Origin of the sequence: Streptomyces sp. NPDC051218 (assembly GCF_044455475.1) — a bacterium.
Taxonomy (GTDB): Bacteria; Actinomycetota; Actinomycetes; order Streptomycetales; family Streptomycetaceae; genus Streptomyces.
This window is the reverse complement of the sequence record NZ_JBITEU010000016.1, coordinates 1-26,411: the sequence shown is the minus strand read 5'-3', so window position 1 is coordinate 26,411 and position 26,411 is coordinate 1. Positions and strand designations below refer to the sequence as shown.

22 protein-coding genes are annotated in these 26,411 nt (G+C 68.8%); 16 read left to right on the top strand and 6 right to left on the bottom strand.

The genetic code is table 11. The features are described 5' to 3' along the window. Positions 1-55 precede the first annotated feature (55 nt). The 3 genes from ACIBCK_RS36440 (at position 56) to ACIBCK_RS36430 (ending at position 4,008) form a co-directional block, all read left to right on the top strand. A complete protein-coding gene (locus ACIBCK_RS36440) occupies positions 56-967 on the top strand; it encodes a LysR family transcriptional regulator (RefSeq protein ID WP_399397318.1) in 912 nt (303 codons plus the stop codon). 104 nt (positions 968-1,071) lie between these two features. Then, positions 1,072-2,433: a histidinol dehydrogenase gene (gene hisD, locus ACIBCK_RS36435; protein ID WP_399397316.1), complete on the top strand. Its 1,362-nt coding sequence runs from the start codon at positions 1,072-1,074 to the stop codon at positions 2,431-2,433. A gap of 180 nt (positions 2,434-2,613) precedes the next feature. Further along, a complete protein-coding gene (locus tag ACIBCK_RS36430; RefSeq protein WP_399397315.1) occupies positions 2,614-4,008 on the top strand; it encodes an amino acid permease in 1,395 nt (464 codons plus the stop codon). 4 nt (positions 4,009-4,012) lie between these two features. On the opposite strand, the gene ACIBCK_RS36425 is transcribed toward ACIBCK_RS36430, so the two are convergent. After that, positions 4,013-5,011 (bottom strand): LacI family DNA-binding transcriptional regulator, encoded by a 999-nt coding sequence (locus tag ACIBCK_RS36425; protein WP_367046843.1) that lies wholly within the window; start codon positions 5,009-5,011, stop codon positions 4,013-4,015. A gap of 155 nt (positions 5,012-5,166) precedes the next feature. Between ACIBCK_RS36425 and ACIBCK_RS36420 the strand changes: the two genes are divergently transcribed. From ACIBCK_RS36420 to ACIBCK_RS36390, 7 genes are all read left to right on the top strand, one after another. Beyond that, a complete protein-coding gene (locus tag ACIBCK_RS36420) occupies positions 5,167-6,306 on the top strand; it encodes a cupin domain-containing protein (RefSeq protein ID WP_399397313.1) in 1,140 nt (379 codons plus the stop codon). Between the two features lie 5 nt (positions 6,307-6,311). Then, positions 6,312-7,064 (top strand): alpha/beta fold hydrolase, encoded by a 753-nt coding sequence (locus tag ACIBCK_RS36415; protein ID WP_399397311.1) that lies wholly within the window; start codon positions 6,312-6,314, stop codon positions 7,062-7,064. Positions 7,065-7,163: 99 nt separating this feature from the next. Next, positions 7,164-8,474, top strand: a complete 1,311-nt coding sequence (gene hisD, locus ACIBCK_RS36410; protein WP_399397309.1) for a histidinol dehydrogenase — start codon at positions 7,164-7,166, stop codon at positions 8,472-8,474. Then, positions 8,471-9,244, top strand: coding sequence for an SDR family NAD(P)-dependent oxidoreductase (locus tag ACIBCK_RS36405; RefSeq protein WP_399397308.1), 774 nt, complete (start codon positions 8,471-8,473; stop codon positions 9,242-9,244). The genes hisD (ACIBCK_RS36410) and ACIBCK_RS36405 overlap by 4 nt, the downstream gene beginning before the upstream one ends. Further along, the gene (locus ACIBCK_RS36400; protein ID WP_399397307.1) at positions 9,241-10,095 is read left to right on the top strand and encodes an HpcH/HpaI aldolase/citrate lyase family protein; all 855 of its coding nucleotides are present in this window, start codon (positions 9,241-9,243) and stop codon (positions 10,093-10,095) included. The genes ACIBCK_RS36405 and ACIBCK_RS36400 overlap by 4 nt, the downstream gene beginning before the upstream one ends. A 70-nt stretch (positions 10,096-10,165) precedes the next feature. Then, positions 10,166-11,530: an MFS transporter gene (locus ACIBCK_RS36395; protein WP_399397305.1), complete on the top strand. Its 1,365-nt coding sequence runs from the start codon at positions 10,166-10,168 to the stop codon at positions 11,528-11,530. An 85-nt stretch (positions 11,531-11,615) separates the two neighbouring features. After that, entirely contained in the window at positions 11,616-12,614 is a 999-nt protein-coding gene (locus tag ACIBCK_RS36390; protein ID WP_399397302.1) for an ester cyclase, read from the top strand. 31 nt (positions 12,615-12,645) lie between these two features. On the opposite strand, the gene ACIBCK_RS36385 is transcribed toward ACIBCK_RS36390, so the two are convergent. Continuing rightward, positions 12,646-13,842, bottom strand: coding sequence for an MFS transporter (locus ACIBCK_RS36385; protein WP_399397300.1), 1,197 nt, complete (start codon positions 13,840-13,842; stop codon positions 12,646-12,648). A 122-nt stretch (positions 13,843-13,964) separates the two neighbouring features. On the opposite strand from ACIBCK_RS36385, the gene ACIBCK_RS36380 reads away from it, so the two are divergent. After that, positions 13,965-16,028: a glycoside hydrolase gene (locus ACIBCK_RS36380; protein ID WP_399397299.1), complete on the top strand. Its 2,064-nt coding sequence runs from the start codon at positions 13,965-13,967 to the stop codon at positions 16,026-16,028. Positions 16,029-16,063: 35 nt separating this feature from the next. Here ACIBCK_RS36380 and ACIBCK_RS36375 read toward each other — a convergent pair whose 3' ends face one another. From ACIBCK_RS36375 to ACIBCK_RS36365, 3 genes are read right to left on the bottom strand one after another with little or no spacing between them, the layout of a single operon-like run. After that, positions 16,064-16,393 (bottom strand): STAS domain-containing protein, encoded by a 330-nt coding sequence (locus ACIBCK_RS36375; protein ID WP_399397298.1) that lies wholly within the window; start codon positions 16,391-16,393, stop codon positions 16,064-16,066. Next, positions 16,390-17,721 (bottom strand): PP2C family protein-serine/threonine phosphatase, encoded by a 1,332-nt coding sequence (locus ACIBCK_RS36370; RefSeq protein WP_399397296.1) that lies wholly within the window; start codon positions 17,719-17,721, stop codon positions 16,390-16,392. Before ACIBCK_RS36370 ends, ACIBCK_RS36375 begins: the two co-directional genes overlap by 4 nt. After that, positions 17,721-18,524: an alpha/beta fold hydrolase gene (locus tag ACIBCK_RS36365; RefSeq protein ID WP_399397295.1), complete on the bottom strand. Its 804-nt coding sequence runs from the start codon at positions 18,522-18,524 to the stop codon at positions 17,721-17,723. The genes ACIBCK_RS36370 and ACIBCK_RS36365 overlap by 1 nt, the downstream gene beginning before the upstream one ends. Before the next feature lie 337 nt (positions 18,525-18,861). Between ACIBCK_RS36365 and ACIBCK_RS36360 the strand changes: the two genes are divergently transcribed. Beyond that, on the top strand, positions 18,862-20,532 hold the full coding sequence (locus ACIBCK_RS36360) for a methyltransferase domain-containing protein (protein ID WP_399397293.1): 1,671 nt from the start codon (positions 18,862-18,864) through the stop codon (positions 20,530-20,532). 623 nt (positions 20,533-21,155) lie between these two features. Here the strand turns inward: ACIBCK_RS36360 and ACIBCK_RS36355 are convergent. Next, on the bottom strand, positions 21,156-21,515 hold the full coding sequence (locus ACIBCK_RS36355) for a hypothetical protein (protein ID WP_399397292.1): 360 nt from the start codon (positions 21,513-21,515) through the stop codon (positions 21,156-21,158). 135 nt (positions 21,516-21,650) lie between these two features. Here ACIBCK_RS36355 and ACIBCK_RS36350 point away from each other — a divergent pair, with 135 nt between their 5' ends. The 4 genes from ACIBCK_RS36350 (at position 21,651) to ACIBCK_RS36335 (ending at position 26,152) form a co-directional block, all read left to right on the top strand. Further along, positions 21,651-22,157 carry a hypothetical protein gene (locus ACIBCK_RS36350; protein WP_399397290.1) on the top strand — a complete coding sequence of 169 codons (507 nt, stop codon included), beginning with the start codon at positions 21,651-21,653 and terminating at the stop codon, positions 22,155-22,157. Positions 22,158-22,406: 249 nt separating this feature from the next. Next, positions 22,407-22,871, top strand: a complete 465-nt coding sequence (locus tag ACIBCK_RS36345; protein WP_399397287.1) for a hypothetical protein — start codon at positions 22,407-22,409, stop codon at positions 22,869-22,871. 193 nt (positions 22,872-23,064) lie between these two features. Beyond that, positions 23,065-24,738 (top strand): DUF262 domain-containing protein, encoded by a 1,674-nt coding sequence (locus tag ACIBCK_RS36340; protein ID WP_399397286.1) that lies wholly within the window; start codon positions 23,065-23,067, stop codon positions 24,736-24,738. Between the two features lie 322 nt (positions 24,739-25,060). Then, positions 25,061-26,152 carry a hypothetical protein gene (locus tag ACIBCK_RS36335; RefSeq protein WP_399397285.1) on the top strand — a complete coding sequence of 364 codons (1,092 nt, stop codon included), beginning with the start codon at positions 25,061-25,063 and terminating at the stop codon, positions 26,150-26,152. Positions 26,153-26,411 lie beyond the last annotated feature (259 nt).

The following is a 26,411-nucleotide window of genomic DNA, read 5'->3' as shown; positions in this document are numbered from 1 at the left end:
CTCCCCCCTCCCCCGGCAGCCGCCTCCCGGCATCCCCCCGGAAGGGAGGTGCTGCATGACTCTCAATCAGCTGCGGGCCTTCGTCGAAGCCGAGCGGCTCGGGTCCTTCACCGCTGCCGCGCAGGCCATGGACATCGCCCAGGCGTCCGCGTCCGAGCTGGTCCGGCGGCTGGAGACGGAGCTGGAGGCCGAGCTGTTCCTGCGCGGCAGCCGCACTCTGACCCTCACATCCGCCGGGCGAGAACTGCTGCCGTACGCCCAGGAGGCGCTGGCGGCGGCGGACAGCGGGACTCGGGCCGTGCACTCCCTCGGGTCGCTGGGCGGCGGCACCGCCACCTTCGGGGTGCTGCGCAACGCGGACTACTACCTGCTCTCCAACCTCGTGCAGATGTTCCACGCCCGGTATCCGGCGGTCCGCGTACGCCTCGTGGGCCAGAACTCCGCCGAGACCGCCCTTGCCGTCGCGGCGGGGCAGATCGAGGCGGGACTGGTCATTCTGCCCATCGACGACGACGGGCTGGCCATCACTCCCCTCATGCGGGACGAGGTGTTCTACGTCAGCGCGAGCGCCGAACGCACCCGCGACCCCGTGACCATCGAAGCGTTCGCCGGGGCACCCCTCGTGCTGTACGACGCGCACTACGGCTGGGCGGACCCGACCCGGCGCCAGCTCGCGGAGCGTGCCCAGCTCGCCGGAGCCCGTATCGATCCCCTCATCGAGCTCGAACACGTGGAAGCGGCACTGAAGTTGGCGGCGGCCGGAGTCGGCGACACGATCGCGAGCCGGGCGGTGATCGCCAGCCCTTCGTTCCCCGCCGGGCTGCATACGGCGCCCTTCGCCGAGCCCCTCTACGACACCATCGCGCTCGTCAGGCGCCGCGGCCACCCCCTGTCCCGCGCCACCCGGGAACTCGCCCGGCTCGCCGAGGACACCATCCGCGAGATCGGCAACGGTCTGTTGACCTGAGGTGACCGGAAGTCGAGCCGGACCTGTCCCACAGGGAAACCCTGTGGGAAGTGCAGGAATCGCCCCTCTAGTCCTGTGGAACAGCCGCGTCTACCGTCCCGGACATGCAGATCACGCACGACGAACAGAAGACCCTCGCTCCCTTCCAGTGGCTCAAGAAGCCGGAGGTCGACGGTCCCCCCGCCCAGCGCGACCCCAAGGTGGTCGAGCGTGTCTCCCAGATGCTGAAGGAGATCGAGAGCAAGGGCATGGACGCGGTCCGCGCCTACGGAAAGGAGCTCGACGGCTGGTCCGGCGACCTGGAGATCAGCGCCACCGAGCTCAAGAAGTCGGGCGACGCTCTGCCCGCCGACGTCCGTACCGCCCTCGAAATGGGCTACGAGCGCACGAACCGCTTCGCCTCCGCACAGCGCGAGCACCTCACCGACTTCGAGATCGAGCTCGCCCCCGGAGTGGCCGGCGGCCAGCGCTACGTCCCGGTGTCCCGCGTCGGCGCCTACCTCCCCGCAGGCCGCTTCCCGCTCCTCGCCAGCGCCTTCATGACCGTGGGCGTCGCCAAGGCCGCCGGTGTCCCCACCGTGGTGGCGTGCACCCCGCCGTCGGGTGAGCACGGCGCCCACCCCGCCGTGCTCTACGGCGCCTACCTGTCCAAGGCCGACCGCGTCTTCGCCGTCGGTGGCGTCCAGGCCCTCGGCGCGATGGCGTTCGGGCTGCTCGGCGAGGCCCCCGTCGACATGCTGGTCGGTGCCGGAAACGCCTTCGTCACGGAGGCCAAGCGGCAGCTCTTCGGGCAGGTCGGGATCGACCTCCTCGCGGGCCCCTCCGAGGTGGCCGTCCTCGCCGACGACACCGCCGACCCGGTCTGGGTCGCCGCGGACCTGCTCGGCCAGGCCGAGCACGGCCCGAACTCCCCCGCCGCGCTGATCACCACCTCGGAGAAGCTGGGCCGTGCGGTCGTCGCCGAGATGGACCGCCAACTGGAGACCCTCGCCACCCGTGACATCGCCGGACCCGCCTGGCGGGACTTCGGTTCCGTCATCGTCGTGCGCGACCGGGACCAGGCCGTCGCCGTGTCGGACATCCTCGGCCCCGAGCACCTGGAGATCCAGACGGAGGACGACGACTTCTACCTCCAGAACCTCACCAACTACGGCTCGGTCTTCCTGGGCCCCTGGTCCACCGTCGCCTACTCCGACAAGGGCATCGCCGGCACGAACCACGTGCTGCCGACCGGCAAGACGTCCCGTTACAACGCGGGCCTGTCCGTCTCCCGCTTCCTCAAGCCCCTCACCTACCAGCGGGCCGTCAAGGAGGGCACCGCTTCCCTGGCGCCCGCCGTCGAACGCATCTCCGCATTCGAGGGCCTCGCCGCCCACGGTGCGACCGCCACGATCCGGATCGACCGGATCGGCCGCACGTCCGGCGCCTTCGACGCGGTCCCCGAAGCGCTGCGCGAGCAGCTCTGATCCAGTACCGCGCCTCGCCTCCGTGCCGGCTCCGGCCGGAGGCGAGGGGTTCCGGCGCCCGGAGCGCCACGCTCCGGCTGCGACCGGTCCCCGGGCCGCCGCCGGCGTAGACCGCCCGGGACGAGTGAGTACCGTCCTGTACCAAGGGCACCCGCGCTCCCACTCCCCGAGGATCTCCCCATGCACCACCCCTCCTCCGACCCAGCCCCCACGGGCGCGGGCTCCGACCTGCAACAGGGCCTCAAGGGCCGCCAGATCACCATGATCTCCATCGGTGGCGTGATCGGGGCCGGGCTCTTCGTCGGCTCGTCCACCGCCGTCGCGGCCGCGGGACCGGCCGTCCTGATCTCCTTCCTGCTGGCCGCCGTCCTGGTGGTGCTCGTCATGCAGATGCTCGGGGAGATGGCCGTCGCCCACCCCGACACCGGCTCGTTCTCGACGTACGCCGACCGCGCCCTCGGCCGCTGGGCCGGTTTCTCCATCGGCTGGCTGTACTGGTGGTTCTACATCCTCGTGATTCCCATCGAGGCCATCGCCGCCGGCGAGGTCATCGCGGGGCTCACCTCCGCGCCGAGCTGGATTCCGGCGCTGGCCATGATCGCCCTGCTCGCGGGCAGCAACCTCCTCGCCGTGCGCAACTACGGCGAGTTCGAGTACTGGTTCGCCCTCCTGAAGGTCGTCGCGATCGTCGCCTTCCTCGTGCTCGGCGCGCTCGCGATCTTCGGGGTCCTGCCCGGGTCGGACGCCCACGGTGTCTCGCATCTGTGGAGCGACGGAGGGTTCGCCCCCAAGGGCGGGGTGGCCGTGCTCGCCGGTCTGCTCACGGCGATGTTCAGTTTCCAGGGCAGCGAGATCGTGACGATCGCCGCCGCCGAGTCCGAGGAACCGAAGAAGAACATCAAGAAGGCCGTCCGTGCCGTCGTGTGGCGTCTGGGGCTCTTCTACGTCGGCTCGATCTTCGTCGTGGTCAGCCTGGTGCCGTGGAACTCCGACGCCCTCGCCGACGGCTCCTATCAGGCGGTCCTCGACCGCATGAACATCCCGGGCGCCGGACGGATCATGGACGTGGTGCTCGTCGTGGCGGTGAGCAGCTGCCTCAACTCGGCCATCTACACCGCGTCGCGTATGGCCTTCTCCCTCGCCCGCCGCCAGGACGCCCCAGCCGCGCTCGCCGCCACATCGGCGGCGGGTGTGCCCCGTAACGCGGTCGTCGCCTCGACCTTCATCGGCGTCGCGGCCGTCATCGCCAACTACCTTCTGCCGAGCGTCTTCACGTACCTCATCGCGTCCAGCGGCGCGATCGCCCTGATGATGTACATGGTCATCGCCATCACCCAGTACGCCACCCGGCGCAAGGGACCGCGGCCGAGCGAGGTGCGGATGTGGGCGTTCCCCTATCTGACCCTCGCCACGATCGCCTTCATCGCCGCCGTCCTCGTCCTGATGGCGGTGCTGCCCGGCCACCGTCTCGAACTCTGGCTCTCCCTCGCCCTGGCCGCGGTCCTCGTCACCGTGGGGGTCCTGCGACAGCGGCGGCACGGCGCCCGGCCCCTCGCGGCGGCCGGGCGAGGGTGAGGCGTCAGGGGTGCCGGGCGTGCGTTGCCCGCGGCACGAACTCGGTCGGCAGGACGAGGCGTTCGCCCTTGGGGTCGGCGTCGCCGTCGATGCGCCGTACGAGCAGACGAGCGGCCTGCCGCGACAGCTCCCGCAGGTCGTGCCGGACCGTGGTCAGCCGGAACACCTCCCAGGCCGCCATGGGGAGGTCGTCGAAACCGATCACCGTCAGGTCGTCGGGGACCCGGAGCCCGGCCGCGAGCGCCGCGTTCAGGACGCCGATGGCGACCACGTCGTTGCCGCAGAAGACCGCGGTGGGCGTCTGTGCCGCGTCGAGCAGTCGCGGCAGCGCCTGATACCCCGTCTCGTACTCGAAGGCGCCGCGCGCCACCCGGTCCTCGGGCAGTCCGATGCCCGCGTCGGCCAGCGCGAGGCGGAAGCCGAGCTCGCGTTCGCGGCCCGTCGTCGTGTTGGCCGCGCCGAAGATGCCGGCGATGCGGCGGTGCCCGAGCTCGGCGAGCGTGTGCGCGACCAGGCGTCCCCCGCCTTCGTTGTCGACGACCGAGGCGTAGTCCCCGCGGCCGCCCGTGTCCCGGTTGAGGAAGACGTACGGCATGCCGCGGCGGTCGAGCTGCGCGGGGAGAGCGGAGTCGGTGGTGGCCGTCGCGAGCACCACACCGTCCAGGGACTGGTCCAGGAGCTTCTCCTCGGCCAGCGCCTCGTCGGAGCGTTCGGTGAGGAGCATCATGCGGTAGCCGAGGAGCTGGAGCTCGTCGTGCAGGGGCGCGATGACGTGCGGGTAGAACGGGTTCGTCAGGTCGGTGACGATCACCCCGATACGCCGGGTGGACCGGGTCGACAGGGTGCGGCCCGCCTCGCTGGGCACGTAGTTGAGGGCCTGCGCCGCCTGCCGGACCTTCTCGCGGGTCGCCGCGGACACCCGGCTGTCGTCCCGCAGGGCGCGGGAGACCGTCGGCTGCGAGACACCGGCCAGCCTCGCCACGTCGTGACTCGTGATCGCCATCGGCCCTCTCCTCGTCGCCCGGCGCACCCCTGCGGCCACCGGCTTCTCAGTATACGTATGCCGTACCCCTTGACATTGGACAGCACAGAACCTGTCATGGAATGCATACGTATTCCATACGTCTTGCCGTCCCGTTGTCTTCTCTAGGAGCAGCCATGAACGATGTCGTCGTGTCCACCGCCGAGCTGGGACGTCGCACGGTGCGCCGCAGCGACTTCGTCTCCTGCAACCAGGCCTTCATCGACTGCCGTACACCGGGCTCGGACCGGAAGGAGAACTACGCGATGATCGGGCCCGGCGTCTCGCAGGCCGCCGGTCAGCACGTCAATCTCCGCCTTCCGCACGGCTACAACATCGGTGCGGCGGCCATGCCCCACGGCATCACCAACAATCTCCACCTCCACTACACGGCCGAGGTGTTCGTCTGCACCGAGGGCGAGTACCTGCTGCGCTGGGGCGCCGACGGCACGGAGGGCGAACTCCAGCTCAAGGCCGGGGACATCGCCTCCATCCCCACCTGGATCTTCCGCGGCTTCACCAACACCGGGCCCGACGACGGCTGGATGTTCACCGTGCTCGGCATGGACCACACCGGCGGCATCATCTGGGGCCCGTCGGTCCTGCGTGAGGCCGAGGGCCACGGCCTGTACCTGACCGCCGACAACAAGCTGATCGACACGGTCGCCGGCGACGAGATCCCGCCCGGCACCGAGCTGACCGAGCCGATGACCCAGGAGTACATCGACCGCCTGCGCCACTACGGCGTCGACGAGATGAAGCGCCGGGTGGCGGCGGCCGACGAACTGGTCTGGTCCGAGCGGCCGTTCCTCGACAGCACCCTGCCGGGCGGCGGCGTACGCATGAGCTGCGTCATCGGATTCGGCATGACCGAGGACCTGCACCAGGAGCCCCGGATCTTCAACCCGCACGGCCACAACGTCGCCTGGCTGCGTGCCGATCCCGGCCAGGGCGTCTCCCTGCACCGGCAGCACGAGACGCAGACGCTGATCGTCAAGGACGGGGAGTGGGAGATCACCCTCAACCGCACCGACCCCGTCTCCGTACGCCTCGGCCCGCGCGACATGCTCTCCGTACCGCAGGACGCCTGGCGCACCCTGCGCAACGTCGGCGACGAGCAGGGCGACCTCATGGTCGTCAACTCCGGTGACGGCCGCGTCCGCCTGGAGTGGGACGAGGAAGTTTCCAAGGCCGCCGCCGACGCGGGACTCGGCATCGACCACAACGGCTACGTGGCGCCGTACGCCCTCCTCCCCCGCTCCGCGCGCCGCTGGTGACCGCCGTGCCCCGCACCGTTCCCGGCGCCGAACCGGCCCGCCCGCTGCCGCTGGTGGTGGTCCCCGGCATGCTGTGCGACCCGGACCTGTGGTCGGAGGTGGACTTCCCCGAGGGCCATCCGGTCCGCCACCTCGAACTGGGGAAGCCGGACATCGGAGCCCTGGCCGATGACCTGCTGGCGTCGGTGTCCGGACCGTTCGTGGTGGTCGGGCTCAGCCTCGGGGCCATCGTCGCCTTCGAGGCGCTGCGCCGCTCCCCGGAGCGGATCGCCGGACTCTGCGTCATGTCGACGAACGCGGGAGCACCACGCCCCGAGCAGTACGCGGCCTGGCGCGCGATGGACGGCCTGATCGCTGACGGCGGATTCGCCGACGTCGTCGAGCAGACGCTGCCCGGCATGTTCCCCACCCCACGGCCGCCGAGCCGGTCGGCGCAGCGCTACCGGCGGATGGCGCACACCGTGGGCCCCGATGCCGCGCGCGCCCAGCTGGCATCCCAGGCGACCCGCCGGGACGCGGTCGGCGCGCTGCGCGGTGCCCGATGCCCGGCCGTGGTCCTGTCGGGCACGCGGGACGCGCTGTGCCCGCCGGACTTCCACCGGACGACCGCGGACGCCTTGCCCGATGCCGAACTGCGGGAGGTCCCGGGGGCGGGGCACCTGCTGCCGTGGCAGCGCCCTGACGCCGTCTCCGCCGCGCTGCGGGACCTGCTCGCCCGGGTGCGGGCGGCGCGCCCGCCGGCGGAAAGGGCGCGCTGAACGCCCGCCACGACCCGCCTCCGTGACACCGCTCCGACGCACACCCCTCAACAGCTCAAGAACCCCCGGAACCCCCAGAACCCCGAGAAGAGAGCCGTCATGCCTCGTTTCCTCAAGTCCCCCGTTCCCGCAGGCGCGGTGAGCGCCGCCCGCGCGGATGTCGCGGACCGCGTCAGCGCCATCCTCGACGACATCCGCGACCGGGGTGACGAAGCGGTCCGGCAGTACTCCGAGAAGTTCGACGACTGGAGCCCCGAGTCCTTCCGCCTGTCCCCGGACGAGATCAAGAAGATCGTCGCCGGTGTGCCGGAGACGGTCCTGGAGGACATCCGTTTCGTCCAGCGGCAGGTGCGTACGTTCGCCCAGGCACAGCGCGACTCCCTGCACGACGTGGAGATCGAGACCCTGCCCGGCGTCCGCCTCGGCCACCGGCATGTCCCGGTCGCCGGCGCCGGAGCCTACGTACCCGGCGGGCGCTACCCGCTGACCGCATCCGCGCACATGACGATCGTGACGGCGAAGGTGGCGGGGGTGGAGCGGGTCGCCGCCTGCACCCCGCCGATCCGGGGTGAGATACCCGCCGCGACGGTCGCGGCCATGCATCTGGCCGGGGCCGACGAGATCTACCTGCTCGGCGGCGTCCAGGCCGTGGCAGCCCTGGCCATCGGCACCGAGTCGGTCGGCCGGGTGCCGCTCATCGCGGGGCCCGGAAACGCGTATGTCGCCGAGGCCAAGCGGCAGTTGTTCGGCGAGGTCGGCATCGACCTCTTCGCGGGCCCGACGGAGATCCTGGTGATCGCCGACGAGCACGCCGACCCGTTCGTGGTGGCCGTCGACCTCCTCTCGCAGGCCGAGCACGGCCCGGACTCCCCGGCCGTACTCGTCACCACGTCCGAGGAGCTGGGCCGCGCGGTCGAGGCGCACGTGGAGCGGCTGCTGCCCGGTATGCCGACCAAGGACTTCGCCGGGCCCGCCTGGCGCGACCACGGCGAGATCGTCGTGGCGGACTCGCTGGACGAGGCCTTCGAGATCGCGGATTCCTACGCCAGCGAGCATGTCGAGGTCCTGACGGAGAACCCGCGCCAGGCGCTGGACAAGATGCGGGACTACGGCGCGCTCTTCCTCGGGGAAGGCACCTGCGTCTCGTACGGGGACAAGGTCATCGGCACCAACCACGTCCTGCCGACCCGGGGCGCCGCGCGCTACACGGGCGGGCTGTGGGTGGGGAAGTACCTCAAGACCGTCACCTACCAAGAGGTCACGGACACCGCGTCGTCGGCGCTGCTCGGCGAGGTGTGCGGACGCGCCGCGCGTGTCGAGCTGTTCGAGGGACACGCCCGCTCCGGAGACGTCAGGGCCGCCAAGTACGGCGACGGCACGCTGCCGTGGAACGAAGAGGCGAGCGCGTGAGCGGCGCGACGGGCCCGCTGACCGGGCGCACCGCGCTGGTCAGCGGCGGCGGCAGTGGACTCGGCGCCGCGATCACGCGCGCGCTCCTCGCGGACGGGGCCCGGGTGGTGATCACCGGCCGCAACGAGCAGGCCCTGAAGGAAACCGCTGAGCGACTGGGCCCCGGCGTCGTCCACCGGGTGTGCGACGTGTCCAGGCCCGGCGATGTCGATGCCCTCGCGGAGAGTCTCGCGGACGAGGAGATCTCCGTACTCGTCAACAACGCCGGCATCGCGGGGCCGGTGGCGCCGCTGACCGAGATCTCTCCCGAGGACTGGGACGAGGTTTTCGACGTGAACGTCCGCGGGGTGTTCCTGATGTGCCGCGCGTTTCTCCCCGCCATGACGGCGCGGGGCGCGGGGGACGTCGTGAACATCGCCTCGGTGTCGGGCAAGCGGCCCCTGCTGCGGCGCACGCCGTACTGCGCGTCGAAGATGGCGGTCATCGGTCTGACCACCACCCTGGCGGGCGAGGTGGGGCCCGCGGGGGTCACGGTCAACTCCCTCTCACCCGGGCCGGTTTCGGGTCCGCGGATGGAACGGAACTTCCGCCTGGAGGCGGAACGCACCGGCGGCAGCTACGCGCAGGCCGAGGAGGCGTTCGTGTCGCGCTCGGCCCTGGGGCGGATGGTCACCGAGGAGGAGGTCGGCGCGGCGGTCAGCGCGATGCTCCGGATGCCGGGGCTGTGCGGCGCCGACATCGACCTCTCGGCGGGGATGGTCGCGCGGTGAGGGGCCCGGAGACAGGCCCCCGGGGGCGGAACCCCGTCCCGCCCCCGGGGCGCCGCCCCCTCAAGGAACGGCTGGCGGCCGGTGAGCGGCTGTACGGGGCGCTGCTGCGGCTCCCCTCGGAGACCCTGGTGGAGATGGCGGGGGTGGCGGGCCTCGACTACGTGGTCATCGACTGCGAGCACGGCCCCGCCGACACCGCGCTCCTCCAGCACCATCTGACGGCCGCGGCGGCACAGGGCATCGACGTCCTCGTGCGCGTGGGTACGTCCGAGCCCGCTCTCGCCCTGCGCTGCCTGGACCTGGGGGCAGCGGGAATCATCCATCCGCACGTCGACGACGCGCTGGACGCACGGCGGGCGGTGGCCTCGGTCCACTACCCGCCCCTGGGGAGCCGGGGGTTCGCGACCTACAGCAGAGCGGGCCTCTTCGGCACGGTGACGGCGGCCGAGCACGTGGCCGCGTCGCGCAACGCCCTGGTGGTGGTGATGATCGAGACGGAACAGGCCTGCGCCGCCGCTCCCAAGATCGCCGCGACCCAGGGTGTGGACGCGGTCCTCGTGGGCCCCGCCGATCTGGCGGCGGACTGCGGCTTCCCGGGTCAGGACACGGTCGACGCGCTGGTCGCGACGGCCCACCGGGCCGCTCGCGATGCGGGCAGGGCGGTGATGACCATCGTGCCGGACGCCGAGGGCGCGAGGGCCGCCGAGCGTGCGGGGGCACAGCTGGTGCTCTTCAACATGGCGCAGGTCCTGATGGACACCTTCCGGTCCCTCGCGACGCCCGGCACGCGTCATGAGAAGTCTCCGGAAGCCTCCCCTCCACCTCTTGACGACCCCCGTCACGCTCCTTAGTGTTCGGCGGAAGTTCATACGTATGCATAGCTCGTAAGCACAGTCATGAAACCGCGCGATCGGAGAAGTCATGTCCGCTGTAGCGCCGCCCACCACCGCAGCCGGCCCCAAAGGAGCCGAGGCGGAGAAGCGGAGTGCGATACGCCGTGCCATCGGCGCGGGAAGCATCGGAAACTTCGTCGAACAGTTCGACTACGGCCTCTACGGCTACATGGCGCCGGTCCTCGCCCCCGCCTTCTTCCCGCAGAGCAACCAGGCCGTGGCCGTGCTCAGCACGTACGCGATCATCGCCATCGCCTGTCTGTTCCGCCCTCTCGGCGGCACCCTCGTCGGCCGCTGGGGCGACCGCGTGGGCCGCAAGAAGACCCTGCTGTGGACCATCGTGTTCATGGGCGTCACCACGGCCCTCATCGGCGCCCTGCCGACGTATCAGCAGATCGGGGTCCTCTCGCCCCTGCTTCTCCTGCTCCTGCGCGTCGTCCAGGGCATGGTCTCGGGCGGTGAGTACGTCGGCGCGGTCGCCTTCATCGTGGAGTGGGCGGAGCCCAACCGGCGTGCCTACTACGCCTCGTACGCCTCCAACAGCTGTTTCGCGGGCATCCTCGCCGGCGCCGGCACCGCCGCGCTCACCAGCTGGCTCATCCAGGGCCCGGCCCTCGACTCCTGGGGATGGCGCATCCCGTTCCTGCTCGCGCTGCCGCTGAGCGCGGTGGGGATCTGGCTGCGACGCCACATCTCGGAGTCGCCGGAGTTCGTCCGCGCCACGGAAGGCGGCCTCGACGTCGTCAAGGCCCCGATCCGGGAGGCGCTGCGCACGCAATGGCGGCCGATCCTCACGCTGTGCGGCGTCTCCATCATGCTCGCGATCCTGTCCTACAGCTGGGTCACGTTCTATCCCGAGTACCTGACCGGCACGCTGGGCCTGCCGCGCTGGATGGCCCTCGCGTCCAACGCGATATCGGTCGCCGTGCTCATGCCGCTGCTGCCCCTCGCGGGCATCCTTTCGGACCGGATCGGCCGCAAGCCGATGCTCATCAGCGGCGCCATCGCCTGCATCGTCCTGGTCCCGCTGGCCTTCCGGGTCGGCGAGGGCGGCACGTTCGGCGCGGCCGTGGCCAGCCAACTCATCTACATCATCCCCGAGTTCTTCCTGACCGGCATCGTCACCGTCCTCACGGCCGAACTCTTCGCGACGCGCACCCGGTTCAGCGCGAGCGCCATCGCGTACAACAGCTCGTTCTCCATCTTCATGGGGATCACCCCGTTCGTCGCCGCCCTGCTCGTCAGCAGCTTCGACTCCATCTACGCCGTGTGGGTCTACCTCGCGGCCGCCGCGATCCTGGCTCTCGTGGTCGTCAGCGCCTTCATGACGGAGACGTACCGGAGCCACCTGGGAGCGGACAAGTTCGCCTCGGCCCGAGCCACTTCCGCCTGAGCCACTCCCCCTGCTCGTACATACGCATTCGCACCCCGTTGCGCCTACCGGCGTTGCCGCAGCATCAGATCGAAAGGTACCCATCATGTCGCTCGACCCCGTCGCCTACCTCCCCTACCAGGACCCCGACGACTTCATCCGCGAGGTCACCGACCGTATCTGGGTCGGCCGTGACATCTCGTACATCGTCGACAACTACGAGCCGGACTCGATCGTCCACACGAGCCTTGGCACCGTCGTCGGCCGTGACGGCGTGATCGAGGGCACGACGATGCGCATGGGCAGCACGCCGGGCCACATCGGCCAGGCCGAGGACGTGGTGTGGGAGGCGCGCGGGAACGACGCCTTCCTCAGCTCGCACCTCGTCTTCTCCAACGACGAGCACCTGGTCGACGGCCGCAACATCCGTATCCGTAAGCGCACGGTCGCCAACTGCCTCTACCGCCGCGGCCGGATGGTCGAGGAGTGGGTGGTCCGCGACGAGCTGGCCACCTGTCTGCAGCGCGGCGACGACCCGGACGAGGCGGCCCGCGCCCTGCAGTTCCAGGGCTACAGCGGGTCGATGACCGAGGAGGCGCCGAAGGACGTCCTGCTGACCGGTGTCAGCGGACCGCGGCCCGACGAGTTCCGGCCCGAGTGCGAGATGGTCCTGGAGTTCATCGACGAGGTGTGGACCCAGCGCCGGCTGCAGAAGGTCAACGACTTCATGACGCGTGACCTCTTCCTGCACACGATCGGCGACCGCACCGTCATCCGCCCGGAGCGGTACCAGAGCGACCTGATGGCCATGGTCGCCGCCTTCCCCGACGCCCGGTTCGAGGTACGGGACGTGCAGACCAACTACTCGCCCCGGTACGCCGGTCTGCGGGTGGCCGTCACCTGGACCATGCACGGCACCTACCGCGGCACGCCGGACTTCGGCCCGCTGACGGACCAGCCGGTGACGATGCTCGGTGTCTCGCAGTTCCTGATCCAGGACGGCCGGATCGTACGGGAGTTCCGTGTGTACGACGAGATCTCGCTGCGGGCGCAGATCAACAGCACGCGGGGCGACGGGCCCGCGGTGGAGGCCAACATCTACTGAGCCGCGACGGCGGGGATCGGGGGGCTCCGGATCAGCCGGAGCCCCTCCCCGCAGCATCTGGAACGGCAGGCTCTGGAACGGCGGACTCTGGAACGGCCGGTTCGGGCAGGGTGCGGAACAGCAGCCAGCTCAGTACGGGCATCAGGGCGAGAGGCGCCAAGGCGGTCTGCAGGGACGTCGCGTCGGCGAGGCTGCCGATGAACGGACTCACCAGCCCGCCGATGCTGACGGTCAGACCCAGCGTGATCCCGCTCGCGGTCCCGATGCGGGAAGGCAAGTAGTCCTGCCCGAGCGTGACTTGCAGCGAGAACGGGACGTAGAGCCCGGCCGAGGTCAGCGCCACGCACACGTACATCGCCGGGCCGGGCACGAACACCACGCCCGCGACACATCCGGCCGTGAGCAGGTACGACCAGCGCGCCACGGTGACGCGATCCCAGCGATCGGCCAGCGTGCCGCCGAGCACGGAGCCCACCGCGCCGCCGAGGTAGAGCACGAACAGCGCCGCGGTGCCCGCCGCCGTACTGCCCCCCATGCGCTCCTTGGCGAACAAGGCGAGGAACGTGCTCAGTCCGATGAAGGCGATCGACCGGCACACCACGGCCAGCGACAGCTTCACGAACGACGCCCGGTCGTCTTCCCCGGCGGTCACCGCGGCACTGCCCCCGGCTGCCTGCCGCTGCTTCTCCAGCGCGCGCAGCACGGGCAGACACAGGACGGAGCCGACGAGCGCGGGCAGCGCCATAAGGGGCGTCAGGCGCAGGCCTCCCGTCGCCACGACCGCGGTGACCAGGAGCGGAGCCACCGCGAAGCCGAGGTTGCCGCCGAGCGAGAACCACGCCATCCCGCGGTGGCTGCCCCGACTCGCGAGCCGGGCGACGCGAGCGGACCCGGGGTGATAGGCGGCGACGCCCACCCCGGACAGCGCCACGAACGCGAGGGTGAGCGCGTACGAGCCGCTCACTCCGCTCAGCGCGATGCCCACACCGCCCAGCAGCGTGCTGACCGGCAGCAACCACGGCATCGCCCAGCGGTCGGTGAGTAGCCCGAAGACCGGTTGCGCCACTGAGGACAGCAGGGAAGCAGCCAGCACGATGCCGGACACGGCGGCGTAGCTGTAGGCGCGCTCGGCGACGAAGAACGGCACCAGGGACGCGACGGCGCCCTGGTAGAGATCGACGCACGCGTGCCCGGCGGACAGGAGAGTGATGGAGGCGTTTCTTCGCACCCCGTCATCGTCGACGCCGGGGACCGTGTCGCACTTCCGTTAATCTGCCAGAAGATGCCGATGTTCCGCCAGCGGTGCCGTCCTCTTAGAAACTTCTTACGCCCACCCCCGACGCTCTCCCCGTGAACTACGCGAAGAGCAACAGCAGTCAGACCCGGCCGCGGGAGGCCCGGCACAGTGACGTCGCGGGCGCGCGGCGTCGGCGCCGCTTCCGTACGTACGGCATCGCCGCGGCCCTCGTGCTCGCCGCCACCACCGCGTCGGCCGGTTACCTCGCCGTGGCCGAGCCGCCGTCGGACGGTGGTACGCCGGACGCGCCGCCCCAAGTACACGGCAATTCGGTCGACTTCACCGTGCGCGGCGGCACCGCGCGCGTGGACACCGGGTCGCTGCGCGTCACCGGGCAGGCCGACGACGGGGCATCGCTCCCGATGTCCGGCGCGGCGGCACAGCGGCTCGGCAAGCCCGGCGCGGTCAGCGTGGACGGCGGCACGGCCCGCTGGTCGTACCCCGACAAGAAGCTCACCGTCTCGGCGAAGAGCGAGCACGGCCGGCTGCGCATGACGGTGCACTCCGACGCCGACCAGCAGCTGTCCTGGCCCAGTACCGCGCCCGGTGCCGACGGAACCCTGCAGATTCCGCGCGGCGAGGGCCTGCGCGTCCCGGTGAGCGACACGTTCTGGAACTCCGGCGATGCGGGTCTCAAGGACTCGGAGGCCGAACTTTCGGGCGGCCTCACCCTTCCCGCCTGGGGCTACACCCAGGGCAAGCACGGCGTCAGGTACATCGTGCCCGAGGAGGTCGGCACCTCGCTCGGCTTCGCCTCGAAGGGCGACCGGCTCAACTCCACGGCCCGGCACGAGTTCTCGCGGCGCGAGCAGACCCGCGACTACACGGTGCACTTCTCCCTCACCGGCGCCTCCTCGGTCTCCTCCGCCGCCGACTACCGCTCCTACCTCGACGAACACGGCAAGCTGCGCTCCTTGGCACGGAAGATCAAGGAGAACCCCGAGATCGGGCGGCTGCTCGGCGCGGTGCACGCCTACGCCTGGGGCAGCGCCCGTACCGCAAAGGGTGTGGAGGAGCTGCACGAGCTCGGCGTCTCCCGACTCTGGCTCGGTTACGACGCCGACGACCAGCCGATGGACAAGGCAGCCGTGCGAGCCGCGCAGCGACACGGCTACCTGGTCGGCCCGTACGACTCCTACGCCAACGGTCAGCCGTCCCGGAGCGCCGACAACCCGTCCTCGAAGTGGCCCGGATCGGTCTACCCGGACTTCTGCGTACGCGACTGGAAGGGAGTGATCAAGGAAGGCTTCGGCGGCCGCGGCTGCTATGTGAGCTCGCAGGCGTTCAAGCAGGCCGAGCCCGGCAAGCACTACCTGGCCGACCGGGCGAAGAAGATCACGGCCAACGGCGCCGACAGCTACTTCCTCGATGTCGACGCGGCGGGCGAGCTGTTCACCGACAGCAGCGAGGGCCACCGCATGAACAAGAAGCAGGACCGCGCCAACCGCCTCGAGCGCATGCGCAAGCTCGCCTCCGACGACAAGTACGTCCTCGGCTCCGAGTCCGCCGGCGCCTGGGCCTCCCCCGTGCTCGCCTTCAACCACGGTGGGCAGACGCCGGTCGCCGACGGGCTGTGGAAGGTGGAGAAGGACAAGGAGAAGTGGGGCGGTTACGCACCTCAGGGCGAGCCGGCGTTCTTCTTCAAGGAGGCCGAGCTGCCGCCCGCCCTGGCCAAGGCGATGTACGACCCGCGCTACCGCGTCCCCCTGTACGAGACCGCGCTCCACGGCTCCGTCATCAACACCGACCGCTGGGAGATGCCGTACAACAAACTCCCGGCACAGAAGACCGACCGAGCGCTGATGTCCGCCCTCTACAACACCCCGCTCAACTTCACGCTCGGGGACAAGAACCTGAAGTCCACGGGCAAGGAAATGGCAAGGCTCCAGCGCTATTTCGAGCCCCTGCACAAGGCCGCGGGCACCGAGCGGATGACCGGCTTTGGGCGGCTCACCGCTGACGGGACGGTGCAGCGCTCGGAGTTCGGCAACGGCGAGCTGACCGTGACCGCCAACTTCGGTAAGAAGGCGTACGGTTCACTGCCGGGCGGCTGCGTGGACGCACGGCTCAAGAACGAGCCGAAGCCCCACCGACTCTGCCCCGCGCAGCAGTCCTGAGCCCCGCGGCGGGGCACATGGCCTCGCCGTACAGCTCAGACCGTCTCGCTCGCGGGGTGGATGGTGAAGATCTGGTCCAGGCCGACGATCCGCAGGATGCGCAACGTGTCGGCGGGGATGCCGACCAGGATCAGCTCGGCCTCCGCCGCCTGCGCGCGGTGGCGGGCGGCGAGCAGGACGCTGATGCCGGTGGAGTCGCAGAACTCCAGGCGGGACAGGTCGATGGTCAGGTTCTGGCCCCGGGCCAGGGCGAGGCAGTCGACCTGTTCGCGCAGGTCGCCGGCCCGCTCGTAGTCGAGTTCGCCGGCCACATGCAGAACGGGTCCGGCGGCAGTGCTGCGGTAGGTGATGTTCAGAGCGCTCATTGTGCGTGATCCGTTGCCGGGTGGGCGGCGGGGACGCCCAGTGCGAGCAGTGCGGTGTCGTCGTCCAGGCCGTCGCCGAAGCTCTCCAGGAGCCCGGTCAGAGCGGCGATCATCTCGTGGGGAGTGGTGGGGGCGTGGTCGGCGGCGAAGGCCTGAAGGGCCTCGTCGCCGAAGAGGCTCTCGCGGGTGGAGCCGGTACGGGCCTCGGTGAGCCCGTCGGTGTACAGCAACAGCGAGTCACCGGCGGCGAGAGCGGTCTCCGCGGTGGCGAACCGAGCAGCGGGCAGGACGCCGACGAGCAGCCCGCCGGGAGTGGTGAGGTAGTCGGCGGTCCCGTCGGCCCGCAGGACCAGCGCCGGGGGGTGACCACCGGACGCAAGGCGCACGGTGATGTCTCCGTCCTCGGCGCCGGGCTGGATGACACCGAAGATGACCGTGCAGTAGCGGGGGTCGCCACTGGCGCCGTAGCGCTCGTGGAGGACGGCGTTCAGGGTGGCGAGGGCCGCGGCGGGCTCGGGGTCGTGCAGTGCCGCGGCCCGCAGGGTGTAGCGCGTCAGTGAGGTGAGTGAGGCCGCCTGTGGGCCCTTGCCGCACACGTCCCCGAGGAAGAAGGCCCACCGGCCGTCGCCCAGGGCGAACAGGTCGTAGAAGTCGCCGCCGAGGCGGTCCGGAGAGGCCGTGTGGTAGTAGACGGCGGCCTCGAGGCCCGGCACTGCGGGCAGCGAGGAGGGCACGAGGGACTGCTGCAGCACGGCGAGCGAGTCCGCGAGCCGCTGCCGGTCGGCCTCGGCCTGCCGACGGGCCTCCTCCGCCTCCGCACGCGCCCGCTCGGCCTCGGCCCGCGCCCGCTCCGCCTCCTGGCGGCGGTGCAGGAGTTCCTGCTCGTAGGCCCGCCGGTCGGAGGCGTCGAAGACCGTCGTGCGGATCAGCAGCGGGTCGCCCTCACTGCCGTGCTTGATCACGGAGGAGACCAGCACCGGCAGCCGGCTCCCGTCGGCACCCTTGAGTTCGAGCGCGATGCCGCGCAGCTCACCCTGCATGCGCAGCAGTGGTGCGAAGTGCGTCTCGTGGTAGAGCTTCCCGCCGACGGTGAGGAGATCGGCGAAACGGATCTGCCCCACCACTGCCTGGCGCTTCATGCCGAGCCAGTCGAGCAGCGTGGTGTTGACCTTGGCGATGGTGCCGTCCATCAGCGTCGACAGATAGCCGCAGGGAGCCATCTCGTACAGGTCGTCGGCGCTGTCCTCCAGGAGCGCGGTGAAAGCGGCGTCCGTTCCCGCGGCGTCCCCGATCTCCGCCGGCTCCGGCTCGTCGCCGCCCAGGCTCATCAAATCCGGGCCCCGAGAAATTCGAGAATGGCTTCGTTGGTGGCCTCCGGCGCGCTCAGCTGTGGGCAGTGCCCGGTGGCGTCCAGGGTGACCAGGCTGGACGACGGGATCGCGGCGTGCACGTACGCGCCGACCTCGCGCGGCGCGATCACGTCCTGCGCGCACTCGAGCACCAGGGTCGGCACCGTGACGCTCTTCAGGTCCTCGCGGCTGTCGGACAGGAACGTCGTGCGGGCGAAGACCCGGGCGATGTCCGGGTCGGTGGCGCAGAAGCTGTTGGTCAGTTCTTGACCCAGTTCCGGCCGCTCCGGATTGCCCATGATCACCGGTGCCATCTGGGACGACCAGCCCAGATAGTTCGATTCGAGCGAGGCAAGGAGTTCGTCGATGTCCTCCGCGGAGAACCCGCCTCGGTAGCCGTCGCCGTCGATGTAGCAGGGCGAGGGCGCCACCATCACCAACGACCCGATCCGCTCCGGTGCCATCCGCGCGGCGAGGACCCCGACCATGGCGCTGACCGAATGCCCGACAAAGGCCGCCTGCTCCAGGCCGAGATCCGCGCAGACGTCCACCACGTCCTGGGCGTAGCCGTCGAGTGACGCGTACCGCTCCTGGTTCCAGGCCGACAGATCCGAACCGCCGCAGCCGACGTAGTCGAAGAGGACCACTCGGTAGCGCTCCGCCAGCGCCGGCACGGCGAGCCGCCACATGTTCTGGTCACAGCCGAAGCCGTGCGCCAGGACCACCGCGGGCCCTTCCGCCGGCCCCGTGACCGTCACATTGTTCCTGGCTTGTATATCCATGCGGCCCATACTCGCACCTGCACTCCCCATTGCCCCATGGGCCTCAGCAGAGAGCTCGGCCGCGGAGTCCATCACCACGGCCGCCACCGGGGGGCTAAGAACGCCGTGACCCGGTCCCGCGCCCACGTGCCGCAAACAATCTTGAGGCGGGAACGGCACTGGCCAAGGCGGCCATAGCGGCCAACTCCCGCGCCGTATACGAAGGTTGGAGGCATCAGACCCCTCAGTCTTGGATAGCAATCCGCTCACACCACGCGGCACCCCGGGCCTGCGGCACGCGCCGGCCGGGCTGCCGCGCCAGGGCAGGATTCCTCAAGGCTGAAGGGTCCCCATCATCGTGCAACCGGCTCAAGAGTTCGGCGACAACCCTGTCGAAGTACGCGAAACCGGGCACTACACAGAGGAGTACGTCCCCAGCTTCGTCGAGAAGTGGGACTCCCTCATCGATTGGGAGAAGAGGGAGGAGAGCGAAGGGAACTTCTTCATCGACCTGCTGCGCAAGTGGGGGGTGAGGAGCGTGCTCGACGTCGCGACGGGCACGGGATTTCATTCCGTACGGCTGCTGGCTGCCGGATTCGAGACCGTGAGCGCGGACGGCAGCGCGGAGATGCTGGCGAGGGCGTTCGAGAACGGCACCAAGCAGGGAGGGCACATCCTGCGAGTCGTCCAGGCGGACTGGCGCTGGCTCAACAGAGACGTCCACGGCGAGTACGACGCCATCGTCTGCCTCGGCAACTCCTTCACGCATCTCTTCTCGGAACGAGACCGGCGCAAAGCACTGGCCGAGTTCTACGCGATGCTCAAGCACGACGGAATTCTCGTCCTCGACCAGCGCAACTACGACGCGGTCCTGGACGACGGCTACACCGCCAGCAAGCACAGGTACTACTACTGCGGTGAGGACGTCATCGTGGAGCCGGAGTATGTCGACGAGGGCCTGTGCCGCATGCGGTACAGCTTCCCGGACAACTCCATCTACCACCTCAACATGTTCCCGCTGCGCAAGGACTACACGCGGCGGCTGATGTCCGAGGTGGGTTTCCAGCACATCGAGACCTACGGCGACTTCCAGCACACCTACCGGGGTGAACAGCCGGACTTCTTCGTGCATGTGGCGGAGAAGGAGTACCGGACGGAGAACGAGGGCCGGCACAAGGAGAGTAAGTACAAGGGCGCGGTCGGCACAGCCCGCAGCTACTACAACTCGCCCGACGCCGACACCTTCTACGCGACGGTGTGGGGCGGCGAGGACATCCATATCGGCCTGTACGAAAGCCCGGTGGAACCCATCGCTGCCGCGAGCCGGCGGACGGTCGAGCGGATGGCGTCGAAGCTGGAGCTGACCCGGGATTCCGTGGTGCTCGACCTCGGTTCCGGGTTCGGCGGCTCGGCGCGCTATCTGGCACAGACGTACGGCTGCCGGGTCCTCGCCCTCAACCTCAGTGAGGTGGAGAACCAGCGCCACAAGGAGCTGAACTCGGCCCGCTCGCTCACCGACAGGATCGAGGTCGTGGACGGGTCCTTCGAGGACATCCCGTACCCGGACGGCCAGGTCGACGTCATCTGGTCCCAGGACGCCTTCCTGCACAGCGGGAACCGGGTCCAGGTCCTCGAGGAGATCGCCCGAGTGCTGCGGCCCGGCGGCCATCTCATCTTCACCGACCCGATGGCGGCGGTGGACGGTGGCCGCACGGACGTGCTGCAGCCGATCCTCGACCGGATCCATCTGGACGACATGGGCTCACCCGGCTTCTACACGCGCGAGCTCGACCGGCTCGGCTTCACCGCCGTAGACGGCGGCTTCGAGGAGCACCGCGAGCAGTTGGTGAACCACTACACGCGGGTCCTGGAGGAGACCGAGCGCGAAGAGGGCCAGGGGCTGGCCGACAAGATCAGCCACGACTACCTCACCCAGATGAAGAAGGGTCTCGGCCACTGGATCACCGGCGGCCGTGACGCGCACCTGACCTGGGGGATCTTCCACTTCAGGCTCGGCGCGGGGACCTGACCCAACCCTCACCTGCCCGTCCGACACGCGAAAATCTATGTCGGCCGTAGTAGACATTGGGTGGTGGTGTGGTTATGGTTTCTCTCGTAGCCGCGATCGAGCAAGGCCCGGCAGACAAGAACTGCCGGGCAGCAGTACAGGAAGTTGTACAAGCAGTTCGCAGGGCGGTGCGGTGGTGGAGTTCCGAAGCCAGAGCAGTTGCAGGACGGCGACGGGACTGACGACCGGACCGGGCGGCCCGCGGTGATCAGGGGCCGCCGTCAGTAGTACGCAATACCGGCAGTACTCGCAGTACCGCAGTACCCGCAGTTCCCGCTCAGCAAGATCAGAGGGAAAGAACGCCAGAGGGAAAGAACGGAGGAGCAAAGACGCCATCAGGATCGCCCGGACGGAAGTCCTGAGTCCGGGTACCGCAGGACATCGATAGCGAGGTGGTCTTCGGTCAAGCAACCGCGATCCCCGTACGCCCGGCGGCATCCCAGCCGGGTTCACGGAAACAGAAGGCCGACGCAGCCCTAAGGTCGGCAGATGGTGTAGCAGTTCCTTCGGGGCCCGGGTGCCATAAGGCACCCGGGCCCCTCAACGTGTACAGGATCAGTGGTCGGAGTAGCCGGGGTCCCGGATCAGTGGTCGGAGTAGCTGAAGTCGCCGATGGTCCAGGCGCTGACATCCTCGATCGCCACGCGGTACATCCCACCGGTCTCCGGGATCCCCACCGTGCCCTGCAGAATCCGGGCCACGTGGAAATGCAGGTACCTCGGCGGCCCCTCGCCATGCGCCGCGGCGGTGAACATGGCGGAGAAATCGCTCAGGCGGGCCGAATCCGCCAGAACCTCCGACACCCGCTGCCTCCAGACCGATTCTGGAGCCAGCCGGCCCGTGATGACGGCGCCACAGGCGACCACGGTCAGGGACATCTGATTGCTCTGCCCGGACTCCACCAGAGCGGCGATGTCAACGAGCAGTTCGTCAGGCTTCGACATGAGAGAAGATTCTAATCACCAGCCGCCCCGTCAGCTGCCGCGGTGGTGCGCTGTGGACATCGGAAGGCACCAACCGCTGGGGCCGAACCGCCGGGCCGCGAGTAAGAGCAAGTTCCGCCCGCATAGGGTCATTTCATGCGCAAAGGTCACACTCTCCCTCTGTCCGCCGCAGTTCTGGCCGTCGTACTGATGTCCGGCTGCGCGGATGAGCAGGGCGGGAACGGCGAGAAGGAGTGGGAACCGGACGACGCGTTGCGCCGTGCCGAGCAGGCGCTCAAGGCCGCCGCTGACGACGACACGGAGGCGGACCTCGTCGATTCCGGCACCGCGTACGTGGGGTCGGGCCTGAAGAAGTCGTTCCGCGCGAGCGGCGACAAGCCGTACCGCTTCGAGCTCACCTGCGACACGGACGACTCCGGGGACCTCACCCTCACCCTGTCCCGGGGTACGGACGAGCAGGCCTACGGGATCGGCTGCGGGGACCGAAAGGCGGACCACTTCAACCTCCCGCCGGACAAGCCCTTCACGACGCACGTCAAAGCCGATCCGGACGGCACGGGCCTCATCGCCTGGCGCCTGACCACGATCGCTCCCGGCGATGTGGACGGATGCGAGGACGACGTCGACGGCTGCGAGGGCTGACCGCCTCTTCGCGCCGGCTCCTCGATCAAGAGGAGCCATAGCGGAACCCACGGCCTCCCGCCCCCGCCCGCCGAACGGGCCCTGCAACTTTCCCTGTTGATTCGGCATGATGAGACGGTGCTTCACGGCTGCCGGCGGCAACCCGGATTTCCGAGGTCTCCGCCGGAGCCTCGAAGGTGTGACGTTGCGCGGACTCGCGGGGGCCTGGTGGACGCAAGTTGGTCGGGGTTGTGGATAGCCGTGGTGGGCGTGGCGGGAACGCTGAGCGCCGCGCTGTGGACCCAGAGCCGCGCGGACCGTGCGAGGCTCATGGAGAGTCAGAACCAGAGCCTTGAGCGGCGGCGCACCTGCTACATCACCTTGAACACCGCCGCGCGCCAGTACCTCACGGGGATGGGCAACTACCTTCGCGCGCTGCAACATGACGAGGGTGTCTCCGCGACGCTGGAGAATTTGGAGGCAGCCAGGCTTGTCTATCGGGACAGCTACGCGGAATCCCAGATGATCGTTCCCAACGCGGTGCTGGACGCCTCCCGCACGGCAAAGAAACGGTTGAATCACGCGTACGGCGACCTCAAGAGATACGGGGCCGCTCCTTCCCAGCACATGGAGGAACTGGCGAACCTGGAGCAGCATCTCCACCGCGAGGTCTGGCCTTCCGTGGGAGCGTTACGCAAGGCCATGCGCGCTGACCTTGGCGTCGACAATCAGTGAATGCTGGCGCGAACCCGGCTTGAGTATCGGCCGAGGTCGCTGAGGGTGCCATCGTGGTCGGCGGCCGCTACGGCACCCGACGCCACCCCATCGCATTGGTGACGTACCGTGCCCGGGCCAGGCCGCCCCCTTGCATGGTTCAGCTCACGGGATTCCTAGGACATGGCGGCAACAGCCCGTCCATCATCGGAGCATGCGACAACTCGAGGCGCAGGAAGTGTCCCTGCACAAGGTTTTCAGCAGTGACTACGACTTCAGGATTCCGGACTACCAGCGGCCGTACGCCTGGGACGTCGAGCAGGCAGTCCAACTGCTGACAGATTTGGAGGAGTCCCTGGACAGGGGCACGGATGAGCCGTACTTCCTTGGCTCCATCGTGCTCGTCAAGGCCAGGGACAACGCACCCGCCGAGGTCATCGACGGCCAACAGCGCCTCACCACCCTGACCATCCTGCTCGCTCTCCTCCGCGACCTTGCGGAGGACCCCGAGCTGCGCAACGATCTTGACAGGCTGGTTACAGAGCCTGGCAACAAGGTGCGCCGGCTTGACCCCAAGCCGAGGCTCACCCTGCGATCCCGCGACACCAGCTTCTTCCAGCAGTACGTCCAGGCAAAGGGCGCCACCGAGGCACTGCGATTGCTGAAGGAGGAGACGCTGCTGACGGACGCGCAGATGGCCGTCCTGCGCAACGCGAAGGCGCTGCACGCGATACTCGCTGAATGGTCGGAAGAGCGCCGCCTGGACCTTGTGCAGATGCTGGGCGAACGCACCTTCCTGGTCGTCGTGAGGACCCCCGATCTGGACAGCGCGCACCGCATCTTCAGCGTGATGAACTCCCGGGGCATGGACCTTTCGCCCACCGACATTTTCAAGTCGCTCATCATCGGGGCTCTGAGCGAGAAGGCCTCAGAAGAGTGCGCCCGCAAGTGGGAAGACGCTGAAGAGGCTCTTGGGCGAGACGACTTCGCCGACCTCTTCCTTCACCTGCGCATGGTGTTCGCCATGAAGCGGGCGGAGCGAGAACTACTCAAAGAGTTTCCCCAACAGGTACTCAACCACTATCTCCCCGGCAAGGCCGAGTCGTTCGTCAACGACGTCGTCGTGCCGTACGCGGACGCCTACGTTCAGATCCGTAGTGCCAGGTACTCGGCGGCCTCAGGAGCGGAGCAGGTCAATGCCTGGTTCAAACGCCTGCAGCAGATCGACAACAACGACTGGCGACCCGCGGCCCTCTGGGCTCTGCGTAATCACGGTGACGACCCCGCCTGGCTCGATGACTTCTTCGGCGCGCTGGAGCGATTGGCTGCCAGCATGTTCATCCGCCGCGTCTACACCACTCCTCGCGTCACCCGTTACGCGGACCTCCTGCGTGAACTCAACGCCGGCAAGGGCCTGGACGCGGTGTCCTTCGTGCTGACGGAAACGGAGAAGGCCGAAACTATCGCGCGCCTGGACGGCGACATCTACCTCGTCACCAAGACCCGTAAGTACGTCCTGCTGCGCCTGGACGAGATGCTGGCGGGAAAGCCCGGTGTCTCGTACGATCACGCCCTGATCACCGTCGAGCACGTGCTGCCGCAGAACCCCAAACAGGGGTCGCAGTGGCTGCGGCACTTCACCGATGAGCAGCGGGTTCAGTGGACGCACCGGCTGGGCAACCTTGTCCTGCTCAACCGGACGAAAAATGCCTACGCACAGAACTACGACTTCAGCGAGAAGCAAACCAAATACTTCACCGGCAGGCACGGTGTGTCCACGTTCGCCCTGACCAGCCAGGTCTTGCAGCATCAGAATTGGGCGCCCACACTGCTGCAGAAGCGGCAGCGGCGGCTTGTGGGGTTGCTGGTCGATGAGTGGAATCTTTGAGGAGTCAGGGACAACAGGGCTGGGTGTGCCGAGAAATACTTCCGAGCAAAGCGCGTCAGTCATGGCGTCGATCCATGCAGCGGAGGCCTTCCCGCACTGCCAGGAGCTCCCTACAGGCGAGTGTGATGAATAGGCGCTGAGTCTCGTCGTAGGGGCAGAGGGACCGAGTCGGCCGCTTACCGGAAACGGACCGGCACCCTCTGCGCGGTGCAGTCGCACGCTGGCTCGAAAGCCTGCTGGAGTGGTCGCCGTTTCGCCCGATGTCAATGCTCCACCCCAACGCCCCGCGCAGCAAGGGGACATGCGGCTAGAGTCTCGTGCAGTGAACAAGGACGATTCCGAACTGACCCCGGCGGTTGCTGACGCATTGGGCGCTCAGCGCACTGCTGCCCTTGCCGAACTCACCAACCGCGTCACTGCACTGCACGGTTTGAGCGAGGACGCGGGAACCAACGATGTACTACTCACCCCGCTGACCGGCCGAGCCGCGCAAAGGTGGGAACAACTAGCGCTGCGGGAGACCGAGGACTGGGTCTACGTCCGTTTCGACGACGACACAACCGTTCTTGCTACGGACCAGGCATCCGAAGCCGGCATCCGAGATCCCGCAGCCGCTGTCATCTACCCAGAACTGCACACACGACTGGTCAGCTGGTGGCTCGTCCACGCCTGGCGCAGCACCGACCTCCTCACAGACACTCTGGAGAACCTGGCCCGGTGGCGAATCACCTCCGGTGCCGTGACTGCGCGCGCTGTCATCGAAGAAGCAGGATCACTCGTAGATGAGCAAAACGCCATCGCCCAGGCATGGCGAACCGGCAAAGCTACCCCCGCAAGTGCGATGGAACGTCCCACAGCGATCCGGGAGGCGCTCGCTCCCGTCATGCTGAAAGCCGCGTTCGGCTCCAGGATGAAGAACAGTCACGAAAAGCTTCAGGCCACCAATGTCCTGACCCTCGTCAAGAAGCTGACCAAAGCAACCGGCGAGGACAGGCTCCCGCAGTGGTACGACCTGCTCTCCGACGCCGCGCATCCCGCCTTCGGAGCCAGGATCGCCTTCGCCACTCCCCCGCTTCTACACCCCTCCCGCGCCGTCATGGTCCGCAGCTACGCCCGCTCTCCCATGTCGCTGTCGGACGGAGAGAACGCCCAAGCCCTGGAACCGACCGTAGCCTTTGCCGTTGCCGACTCTCTGATCGCCGCAGGCACTCACATGCTGAACCTCCTCGAAGACGGCCTGGCCGTCGTGGACGACTTCGGCCTGACGACAGCAGCGGCCACACTCACCCGTCGTACGTACTGGCGCGACTTCCATCCCACACGCGGCAGCCGCGCCTGCCCTTGCGGCCGCGGAAAATGGTCCACTTGCGGCCACCACTGGGGGAAACGGATACCCACACCCCGCGGCCCTTGACCTTCACATCCACACGGGACTATCCGACCCGATTCTTGGAAGCCCGCTGACCAGGTCGACGGTATGGGTGCGCCCATACCGTCGACCTGGTCAGTCGCGAGTCGTGTAGGTCCACCGTGATCACTGTGCTGCAGCCCGCCAAGCTTGGTCGCCCTGAACGCCCCTAAGGGTTGTCCCGTAAATGATCTCCGGGATGGCTCGGGTGCGGACGGCCGCAGACCGGGCTGGTCTCCTATCCGGCTAGGGCGAGGTTGTGCAG